Source organism: Pseudomonas sp. ABFPK, from assembly GCF_001586765.1.
Classification (GTDB): Bacteria; Pseudomonadota; Gammaproteobacteria; order Pseudomonadales; family Pseudomonadaceae; genus Aquipseudomonas; species Aquipseudomonas asiatica.
Genome location: NZ_LQXW01000081.1, coordinates 1 through 1,020, shown reverse-complemented (window position 1 = coordinate 1,020; position 1,020 = coordinate 1). Strand labels below are relative to the sequence as shown.

The 1,020-nt window shown below is 65.4% G+C and carries 1 protein-coding gene; it reads left to right on the top strand.

What is annotated here, in order from left to right; translation table 11 throughout:
- The coding region (locus tag WM94_RS30570; protein WP_177342439.1) for an immunoglobulin-like domain-containing protein at positions 1 to 1,020 on the top strand (1,020 nt) is incomplete at both ends.

Genomic DNA, 1,020 nt, shown 5'->3' with positions numbered 1-1,020 from the left:
CCCAGGGCAGCGTCGACTTCGAGACCCCGGCGAACGACGTCTACAACAACGGCTCGACTGTCAGCACCACGATTACCGGTGCGACCGGCGGCAACTTCGAGCAACTGACGCCGAACCCGACCCCGGCGCAGACCACGATCAACGACTCGGTCGACACCACCACTGCGACCCTGACGGCCACTCCGTCGGTGACCGAAGGCGGGGTGATCACCTACACCGTAACCCTGAGCAACCCGGCCCAGACCCCGGTGACCGTGACCCTGTCCAACGGCCAGACCATCACCGTCGAAGCCGGCAAGACCCAGGGCAGCGTCGACTTCGAGACCCCGGCGAACGACGTCTACAACAACGGCTCGACCGTTAGCGTGACCATCGAGAGCGCCACCGGCGGCAACTTCGAACAGCTGACGCCGAACCCGACCCCGGCCCAGACCACGATCAACGACTCGGTCGATAACACCACCGCGACCCTGACGGCGACCCCGTCGGTGACCGAAGGCGGCGTGATTACCTACACCGTGACCCTGAGCAACCCGGCTCAGACCCCGGTGACCGTAACCTTGTCCAACGGCCAGACCATCACCGTGGAAGCTGGCAAGACCCAGGGCAGCGTTGACTTCGAAACCCCGGCCAACGACGTCTACAACAACGGCTCGACCGTTAGCGTGACCATCGAGAGCGCCACCGGCGGCAACTTCGAGCAACTGACGCCGAACCCGGCCCCGGCCCAGACCACGATCAACGACTCGGTCGACACCACCACCGCGACCCTGACGGCGACTCCGTCGGTGACCGAAGGCGGCGTGATCACCTACACCGTGACCCTGAGCAACCCGGCCCAGACCCCGGTGACCGTGACCCTGTCCAACGGCCAGACCATCACCGTCGAAGCCGGCAAGACCCAGGGCAGCGTCGACTTCGAGACCCCGGCGAACGACGTCTACAACAACGGCTCGACTGTCAGCACCACGATTACCGGTGCGACCGGCGGCAACTTCGAGCAACTGACGCCGAACCCGA